The sequence below is a fragment of the Sphingomonas bacterium genome (assembly GCF_903643035.1).
GTDB lineage: Bacteria > Pseudomonadota > Alphaproteobacteria > Sphingomonadales > Sphingomonadaceae > Sphingomonas.
The window spans coordinates 1-8,965 of sequence record NZ_CAHJWW010000114.1; the positions used below are offsets into that span (position 1 = coordinate 1).

At 71.0% G+C, this 8,965-nt stretch carries 8 protein-coding genes; 4 read left to right on the top strand and 4 right to left on the bottom strand.

Annotated elements, in window-relative coordinates; genetic code table 11:
• Positions 1 to 834: hypothetical protein (locus HUV01_RS08580; RefSeq protein ID WP_217430963.1), on the bottom strand; the 834-nt coding region annotated here is incomplete at its 3' end.
• Positions 835 to 1,037: 203 nt separating this feature from the next.
• Between HUV01_RS08580 and HUV01_RS08585 the strand changes: the two genes are divergently transcribed.
• The 4 genes from HUV01_RS08585 (at position 1,038) to HUV01_RS08600 (ending at position 6,124) form a co-directional block, all read left to right on the top strand.
• Positions 1,038 to 2,183, top strand: a complete 1,146-nt coding sequence (locus HUV01_RS08585) for a polysaccharide biosynthesis/export family protein (RefSeq protein ID WP_174297875.1) — start codon at positions 1,038 to 1,040, stop codon at positions 2,181 to 2,183.
• Positions 2,184 to 2,246: 63 nt separating this feature from the next.
• A complete protein-coding gene (locus HUV01_RS08590) occupies positions 2,247 to 3,947 on the top strand; it encodes a glycosyltransferase family 2 protein (protein WP_174297876.1) in 1,701 nt (566 codons plus the stop codon).
• Positions 3,944 to 4,762, top strand: coding sequence for a DUF5672 family protein (locus tag HUV01_RS08595; protein WP_174297877.1), 819 nt, complete (start codon positions 3,944 to 3,946; stop codon positions 4,760 to 4,762). The genes HUV01_RS08590 and HUV01_RS08595 overlap by 4 nt, the downstream gene beginning before the upstream one ends.
• 177 nt (positions 4,763 to 4,939) lie before the next feature.
• The gene (locus HUV01_RS08600; RefSeq protein ID WP_174297878.1) at positions 4,940 to 6,124 is read left to right on the top strand and encodes a glycosyltransferase family 4 protein; all 1,185 of its coding nucleotides are present in this window, start codon (positions 4,940 to 4,942) and stop codon (positions 6,122 to 6,124) included.
• On the opposite strand, the gene HUV01_RS08605 is transcribed toward HUV01_RS08600, so the two are convergent.
• The 3 genes from HUV01_RS08605 to HUV01_RS08615 form a co-directional block, all read right to left on the bottom strand.
• Positions 6,112 to 7,332: a capsule biosynthesis protein gene (locus HUV01_RS08605; protein ID WP_174297879.1), complete on the bottom strand. Its 1,221-nt coding sequence runs from the start codon at positions 7,330 to 7,332 to the stop codon at positions 6,112 to 6,114. The two genes, HUV01_RS08600 and HUV01_RS08605, sit on opposite strands and share 13 nt — an antisense overlap.
• A gap of 5 nt (positions 7,333 to 7,337) precedes the next feature.
• The gene (locus tag HUV01_RS08610) at positions 7,338 to 7,958 is read right to left on the bottom strand and encodes a hypothetical protein (RefSeq protein ID WP_174297880.1); all 621 of its coding nucleotides are present in this window, start codon (positions 7,956 to 7,958) and stop codon (positions 7,338 to 7,340) included.
• 64 nt (positions 7,959 to 8,022) lie between these two features.
• On the bottom strand, positions 8,023 to 8,965 hold a 943-nt coding region (locus HUV01_RS08615), incomplete at its 5' end, for a capsular polysaccharide export protein, LipB/KpsS family (RefSeq protein ID WP_438827162.1).

Genomic DNA, 8,965 nt, shown 5'->3' on the forward strand with positions numbered 1-8,965 from the left:
GGCGGACAGGTCGCCGGGCGCGCGGTCCTGACGGACATGCGCCACGATGTGGGCGACGTGCGCCACACGGGCGTCGTCGTCCCTCGTCGCCGCGAGCAGCAGGGCATAGGCCGCGCAGCCCGGGAACCCTGCCGCTTCCGGCATGGCGGCGCGCGCGCGGCCGGCCTGGATCGCACAGGCGCGCGACGCGAAGTCCAGCGCGAGGATCATCTCCCCGTTCCACTCCGGCTTTAGCCACGGTGTCGAACGGTGGCCGCGCCGGTCGACGCTGTCCTGGTCGCCATAGGCGATGGCCGTATCCGGCGCCGCCTGGAACGCCTCGGCGAAGCGGAACAGCGCGGTCGATGCGAACTGGGTGCCGATCGTCCAGGGGACGACGATCGAACCGGCCGCTGCATCGAGCGCCAGGGCCAGGGCGTCGCCGCCGTGGCGCGGCCGGGGTGTCACGATCCGCACGCGGCGGTGATCGTGCAGCGCCGGGCTCGCCGCCCCCGCGATCACGATCTCCCAGCGGTCGTAGCATTGCCGCTCGATCGAGGCGACCGCGGCGGCGACCAGCGCCGGGTCGGCGCCCCCGGGTATCGGCATGAGGATGGAGAACAGCGGGGGATCGGCCCATGCCGCGACCCTGCCGGGGGCCTTGGCGATCACGCCGGCCTGATCCTCGACCAGGCCGATCATCGCGTCATAGGCGAACGGCGACGAAGCGGTGGCGTCCTGAAGCCGGTTGCGCGCCCGTACGCGGCGGCGCGTCAGATACCAATAGGCGATGGCGACGGCGCGGCCCGGCCGCCACGTCAGGACGCGCAGGAACAGGCTCGCGGATCGGTTCATGTCCGGGCCGACCATCCGATCGCGACGAGAGGCTTCGTCCTGCCGCCCCCGCCGTCCGGGGGCTCCCCGATCCTACCCCCGCGGCGACCGACGCGCCAGAGACCAGGCAAGAGACCAGGTCGCGGGCGCTAGATTGCCTCGCGGCGGACGGAGGTGATAGGACCCACCGCCACCCACGGCTTACCCGCAAGGCCCGATCCTGCATGCATACCCCCCCCAACCGGTGGTTCGACCAGCGACGATGGACCGCGAGCGCGCTGGCATTGCTCGCCACCGGATGCGCGACCCTGCCGTCGAGCGGCCCCACGGGCCGCGAGATCCAGAAGTCGATCGCCGATGCCACGCCGGCGGGGCAGATCCGGATCGTCGAGGTCGCGGACGCCGCGTCGCTTCCCGTCTCGGACGATCGCCGACCCGTTCCCTTCACGGACAGCGAGCCCGCGCCGACGGACAGGGTGGGACCGGGCGACGTGCTCGACATCACGGTCTATGAGGCGGGAATCGCCCTGTTCGGTGGCGGCAGCCGCGTCCCCGGCGACGGAACGGGTTTCGATCCGTCGGCCAAGGTCGAGAAGCTGCCGCCCAATCGCGTCGACGACGACGGTTTCATCCAGCTTCCCTTCACCGGGCGTCTGCGGGTCGCCGGCGACACCGTCGCACAGGTCGCGCGCCGGATCCGCACGGGCTATCTGGGCCTTTCGCAGAACCCGCAGGTCCTGGTCTCGATCAGGGAGGACATCACCAACAGCGTGATCGTCGGGGGAGAAGTGGGCAAGCCGGGGCGGCTCATCCTGTCGACCAACCGGGAAACCCTGTCCGACGCGATCGCGCTGGCCGGCGGCTATCGCGGCGACGCCAAGGACCTCGCGGTCCGCGTGCTGCGCAGGAACGTCTATGGCGATCTCCGGTTGAGCGACGTGCTGACGGGATCCGAACGGGACCTGCGCGTCCAGCCCGGCGACCGCGTCCTTCTTCTACGCGCGCCGCGATCCTTTTCGGTGATGGGCGCGCCCGGCCGGGTGGAGCAACTGCCCTTCAGCGGTTCGACGATCTCGCTGGCCGAGGCGATCTCGACCGCGGGGGGCGCCAATCCCAATCTCGGCGATCCCAAGGCGATCTTCATCTTCCGCAACACCGTCGTGGACGGACAGCCGCTGAACGTCGTGTACCATATCAACATGATGCGGACGAGCAGCTACTTCCTGGCGCAGCGGTTCACGATGCGCGACAAGGATATCCTGTATTTCGGCAACGCACGAGCCAACCAACCGAGCAAACTGATACAGACCATCAGTCAGCTCTTCTCTCCGATCGTGGCGATCACCAGCGGCGTGAGCGCCCTGCGTTGAGGCGGGCAGCCATGCCGCCACCCAGGAACGAGACATCCGCAGGGTGCCGCTAGGGTCGGGACGATGAGTGACGGTGGCCGCTCCAGCCTGCCGCCGGTCTGGCCGGTGATCCTCCCGCTGGCACTGTCGGCATCCCCGGCCGACGCGCTGCGCGGCCTTGGATGGGTAGCGCGCGGCAGGCGCGTGCGCGGCTGGAACCTGATCCATCGCGCCGCCTCGGCGCACCCGGCCTATTACCGGCGCTGGATCGCCAAGGCCGAGGGGCGCATCATCCGCAACTTCTGCGCGGAGCAGCGATCGACGATACGGCCGGCGCCGGTCGGTTGCCTGATCCTGGGAGCCGAGCCGGAGGGCGTCCGACGGACGCTGCACAGCGTCCGCGCAAGCCTCGGGTCCATGACGCCGGTCTGGATGGAGGCCGCGGTGGCCGGCATCGTCGGCGCGACCCTGATCCATGCCGACACTCCGCTGGGCGAATGGCTCGCGAGGCTCGGTCCCGAACTCGACTGGCTGCTGCCTCTTCGCGCGGGCGACATGGTGTCCCCGGCGCTGGGAGCCGTCCTTGCCCGCGTGGCGCCCGACCCGTCCACGAATGGCGTCGTCTTCTGGGACGAGGACCGGTCGCGCGATGGTCGACGGCAGGACCCGTGGTTGAAGCCCGGCTGGGATCCCATGCTGCTCGGCGACGGTGGCGGGGTGATGGGCGCAGGCCTGATCGCGATGTCGAGGATGCGTGCCGTGGCGCAGCAGCACTGGGCCGCCGCGGACCTTGCCGGCGTGGTGGATGCCTTGCGATGGATACTCGCCGGGGAGGATATCGCGCCCCTTCACCTGCCGCTGATCCTCACCCACCGCCGCAGCGAGCCCGCAGGGACAGGCGCGATGGCGCGAGCCGATGTGGGGGAGTCGCCGACGATCGTCGCGCCGGCCGTCTGGCCCGATGTCTCGATCATCATCCCGGTGCGGGACCGGCCGGATCTGCTGCGGTCCTGCCTGGCCGGATTGCGCATGCTGGTCTATCCCGGGCGGCTGGAGATCGCGGTCGTCGACAACGACAGCGTCGAACCGGAGACCCGCGCACTGCTCGCGCGGCTGATACGCGAGGACGCGGTGCTGGTGCTGCCCCATCCGGGCCCCTTCAACTTCGCCGCGATGGTCAACTACGCCGTGGCGAACACGTCGGGCGAGGTGCTGTGCCTGCTCAACAACGATGTGGAACCCCTTGACGGTTCGTGGCTGGAAACGATGGTCCGCCACGCCGTCCGGCAGACGGTCGGAGCGGTCGGCGCGCGGTTGCTGTATCCGGACGGTACGATCCAGCACGCGGGCGTCGCCATCGGTATCGGCGGGGCGGCGGGGCATGTCCAGAAGGGCGTGGACCCCAGGGACCCCCGGTTCTCCCACTGGCATTCGCGCAGCCGCACCGTGTCCGCCGTCACCGCTGCGTGCATGGTCGTGGAGCGATGCAAGTTCCGCCTCGCAGGGGGGATGGACGCCGGGGCGTTCCCGGTCGATTTCAACGATGTCGACCTGTGCCTGAAGCTGGAGGCGGCCGGGCTGCACAACGTGCTCGCGGTCGAGGCGACGCTCATCCACCACGAGTCGCAATCGCGCGGAACACGCCGTTCGCCGGAGGCCGCCGCGCGGTTCGCGCGCGAGCTGGCGCTGCTGCAGGTACGCTGGAATACGCGAACGGCGCAGGATCCCCATCACAGCCCCCGCTTCAGGCGAGAGGCCGAACGATGCACGCTGGCGTTCGAATGACGGGTCCATCCGGCCGCCGGAAGTGGCACGCGCCGCCCGCCACCCCGCCTTTCCCACCCCCCTTCCTGCCGGACGTGACGCTCGTCGCCGTCACCAGCGTCGCGCTGCTCCAGACGGTGCGCGCGATCGAGCTGTCGCTCGAACAGGCGCGTTTCGGGGCCGTGTTCCTGATCGGCGACCAGCCGCCGCCGCCGAGAACGTCCGACCGCATAGGCTGGCGGCGGGTTGCGCCGATCGCCTCGCACGCGGCCTATTCGCGGTTCATGCTGCACGAGCTTCGCCACCATGTCGCGACGAGCCATGTGCTGTGCGTCCAGTGGGACGGCTATGTCCTGGACGGGCGCGGATGGGACGGCGGCTTTCTGGACTATGACTATATCGGCGCTCCATGGCCGCAGTTCGACGACGGCCATGTCGTGGGCAACGGCGGCTTCTCGCTACGATCGAAACGCCTGCTCGACGCCTGCCACGCGCTCGGGATCGACGCGGCGCCCGAGGACGTCGCGATCTGCCGCACCCATCGCTCCGCGCTCGAGGACGGCTTCGGGATCCGCTTCGCCCCGGAAGACGTGGCGCGACGCTTCGCCTTCGAGCGACACCCTTGCAGCGGAGCCGAGTTCGGTTTCCACGGCGTGTTCAATCTCGCGAGGCTGGTCGGTCCGCGGCAGATGGACGACATCATAGCCCATCTCGATCCGGCGGTGCTCAATCGACGCGAGCATCGCGAGCTGCTCCGCTTCGCGCTGCGACGCGGTCGCCTTGGTCTTGCGCGAACCATCCTGAGGCGGCTGCGCCAGGGCGCGGGTCGTCGCTAGGGCCGACAGGCGATCGCGCGCGGCGCCCTGCGCGATCCGACGACCGGCCATGGCGGGGCCGACGGGGCCTCCTATCTGGACATGCATGACGTCCCGGTCGCGATCCGTGCAGCAGAACGGCGGCCGGACCGCACGGCCCGGCAGGGCATATCCATGGGTCCGTGCAAGGGGGCGTCCATGCTCATAGACGTCAGCCGGCTGATCTGGCGGGGATGGAGCGGTCGGCTGCCGACCGGCATCGATCGCGTCTGCCTTGCCTACCTCGCCCGTTTCGGTGAGGGCGCGCGTGCCGTCATCCAGTGGAACGGGCGGCGGATCGTCCTGGCCGCCATCGACTCGCGGCGGCTGACCGCCGTCCTGCTGGCGGGCGGCCCTCGCTTTCGCGGGCGCTTGGTCGCGGTGCTCGGCCGGGCGCTCGCGGGCGCGGTCGCCGCCCGACCGCGACGCGGCCAGTTCTATCTCAACATCGGCCACACCGGCCTGGACGATCCCGGCCTGAGCCGCTGGATCGGGCGGCACGGCCTGCGCGCCATCCATCTCGTCCACGACCTGATCCCGATCGAGACGCCCGAGTTCTGCCGCCCCGGCGAGGCCGGAAAGCACGTTCGGCGCATGACCAACGCCCTGGAGAGCGCCAGCGGCATCATCGTCAACTCGCAGGCGACGCGCGACGCGCTTTGCGCCTTTGCGGAGCGCCGGCGCCTGCCCTGTCCACCCATGGTCGTCGCATGGCTCGCCGGACATGCCTTGCCCGCCGCCACCCCGCCGGAGCCGCCGCCATCGTCGTCAGCGGGAAACCGCCCCTATTTCGTCGTGGTCGGCACGATCGAGAGACGCAAGAACCACATATTGCTGCTGCGCCTGTGGAAACGGCTGGCCGAGCGGATGGGGGAGGACGCGCCCCGGCTGCTGCTGGTCGGCCAACGGGGATGGGAGGCGCAGGAGGCGCTGGCGATGCTGGATCGATGCGCCGCGCGGGATATGGTCGTCGAACTCGGCCGCTGCGGCGACGACGAGCTCGCACGGCTGCTGTCGGGCGCGCGGGCGCTGCTGATGCCGTCCTTCGCCGAAGGATTCGGCCTGCCGGTGATCGAGGCGTTGCGGACGGGAACGCCGGTGATCGCGTCCGATCTTGCGGTGTTCCACGAGATCGCGGGCGACATCCCCACCTATCTGTCCCCGTTCGACGGCGCGGCGTGGGAACGGGCGGTTGTCGACTTTTGCGGACCCTCGCCCGAACGCCTGCGCCAGGCGGCGGCGATGCGCGGCTATCGCGCGCCGGACTGGCCCGGTCATTTCGCGCGGGTGGAACGCTGGCTCGATACGCTGCCGCCGGCCTCTCGCCAGGATCAAGGATCCTGATCGGGATCGGGGCCGACCAGCCGGCGCGCGGACTCGGTCACCAGCAATTCTATCCCGGTGTTGCTGAGAAAGGCGCCGTGGATCAGGCACCGCTCGACGAGCACGCGGCAGAAGGCGTCGTACAGCGCGGGGTCGGGTGGACGCGGCGCCGACCAGAACGCGTCGAGCGGCCGGATATCGGTAAGCCCCTCGATATCGTACACCGGATTGCCCAGCGCCTTGACCGGCTTTCCCTGCGCCAGCGCGAGCGTGCCGCTGGTGCTGTTCACCACCACCATGCCGCGCGACGCCGCCACCATCCCGGACAGGTCGCCACCCTCCACGAAGACGACGCGGTCGGCGATGCTGAAGACGGTCGCCCGGCCGGCCACCACCTCGCGCCAGTGGTTCAGGCCCGAATCCAGCGGATGTTCCTTCACGACGAGGCAGGTGTCGGGCGGCGCGGCGCGCGCGAAACTCTCCAGCACGACGTCGATCGCGCGGTTCATCGTGCCGAAGGGCGAGTGGACGCGGATCTGGTAGTCGGAATTGAGCTGTAGCGGGAACAGGAAGAACGGCCGCTCGAAGGCGCGCGCGATCTCCTCCTCCACGCGCGCCATGGTCTTCCGGCGCTGCCGGAACCGCCGCAGGAACGTGATCCCCTCCCACACCGGATCGCGGTCGCGATGCGAGCGGTGGAGCGGGAAGCGCCAGTATTGGAGCACCACCTCGGCATAATAGAAGAACGCCGCCCAGCCGCGCCCGGTGGCGAATGAGGGGATCGCGGGATGCTCGGGAACGGGCGGCGCCGCCGCGGCCCTGCGACTGTACCAGTCGGGATCGCGGGGCAGGAGCGAATGGCCGTTCACCCCCTCGCGCTCCAGCGTGATCCAGTCGGGACGGATATAGCCTTCCTCGAAGACATGGACCCGGACGCCCGCCGCGGCCGCCACCACGATCGCGGCCGCGTGCGCGGGCCGACCATCGCCGAACACGATCAGGTCCGTGACGCGGTGGCGGGCGATGTAGCGCGCGACATGGCCCGGCCACGCCCGCCGTCCCCCCCTGTACCCGTCGCCCTGCGGCCAGGTGGCGCGATCGCCGCCGTTCAGGTTGATCCGGCGCACGCGCTGCCCGGCCGCGACCAGCGCCGCGCCCAGCCGGGGGAAGAAGGAACCGTGCGGTCCCTGGAGGAACAGGAAGCAGCGGCCGGGCGGGGGCGCGGACATCGCGGTCAGACGCGGACGTTGGCGATGGCGTCGCGATCGGCGAGCGCGAGCAGCAGCCCGACCGTGAACGGCAGGATCGCGGGCACCAGCATCGCCGCCGCGACGGCGCCCGCGGGCGCATGCAGCCAGAGCGCCAGGATCGAGAACAGCCACATCGCCACATGCCCGGCATAGGCGCGAATGCCGACCAGCGTGCGCCGGAACCGGCCGACCCGCTGCGCGAACAGCGTCCACGGCGCCGTCGCCGCGCCATATCCCCACAGCCATACGAGCAGCGGGTGCGATCCCGCGTCGGAGGCGAGCACCGCGCGCAGGCACAGCACCTCCGCGGCCAGGATCACCGCCACCGGCACCGCGCCGCTGGCGACCGCGATCGCGCGGGCGAGCCGGTGGCGTCCCCGGTCCTGCGACAGGTTCGCCGCGTCGTCGATCCTGACGACCAGCGCCTCGAGCGGACGCGCCAGCACCAGCCAGAACAGCAGGGCGGCGAGCCCCAGGAGGACCGGCGGCCAGTGCCCCCGGGCGGCGAGGACCAGCCCGGCGACCGCGCTGCCCGCGCTGAGCAGGGCCATGGGGATCGTGAGAAGGCCCATGGCGGTACCGGTCACATCGAACCCGAGCTTCACGATCTGCGCCTCTGCCCGTCCGGTACCGCCCCTGCTCTCGATGGCGGGGTGCGGTTCCCATAATTCAGCGCGGTTGACGCAACAACCGTCCTTGCAGGCGACGCAGCCGGACGAGCAGGCCCGGCCGCGCGACGCGAGTCCCCACGATGCGGGACACCAGGACCTCGGCCGGACACGGCAGCAGGGTGACGGGATCGAGGTAGCGCGGATAGAGGATCAGCGTCGCGGCGACGAGCTCGTCAAGGCTCGCCTGTCGGCGACGCCGGCCGGGTACGGGCACCAGGTCGCGCGTGAGGCCCCAGCCGGCGAAGAACGGAACGCCGTGGCACGTGACCGCGCGTCCGCGCAGCAGCGCCTCGAACCCGGTCAGCGAGGTCAGGACATGGACGGCGTCGACCCTGTCGAGCAGCGCCGCCATGCTCCCGCCGCGGACGACCTTGTCGGCATGCGCGAGCGCCTCGGCATCCCGCACGCCGCCGCGGCGATGGCCGGCGTCGACATCGGGATGCGGGCGGAACCAGATTTCCGCATCGGGCTCTGCGGCGCGCACGCGGCGGATGAGGTCGAGGTTCCCCGTCACCGCGCCGCCGCCAAGCAGCACCGAGCGATCGTCCTCCACCTGCCCGGGCACGAGCACCAACCTGCGGCCGGCGCCGTCACCACCGGGACGATCGGGAAGCGGCGCGTCGTCCGCGCCGCCGTATTTGCTGACGCCGCCCGCGACGATGCGCGCCCGCAACGCCGCCGCGCGATCGATCAGCGCGGGCGGGAAACCGCCACCCTCCATCAGCCGTTCCAGCCCGCTCGGCCGCGAGGGATCATAGTGGATGCCGATCGGGTCGACCGTCACCGACAGCGGCGGGACGAGGTTGGCGCCCAGCCCCACGGAACGCACGAAGCCGTCCTCCACCTCCACCAGCGGAACGCCGCGCCGTGCCGCTTGCGCGAGGGTCGCGGCCGGGATGCGCGAGGGCCAGGCCGCGACGGCTCCCCCGACGCTCGCCGCG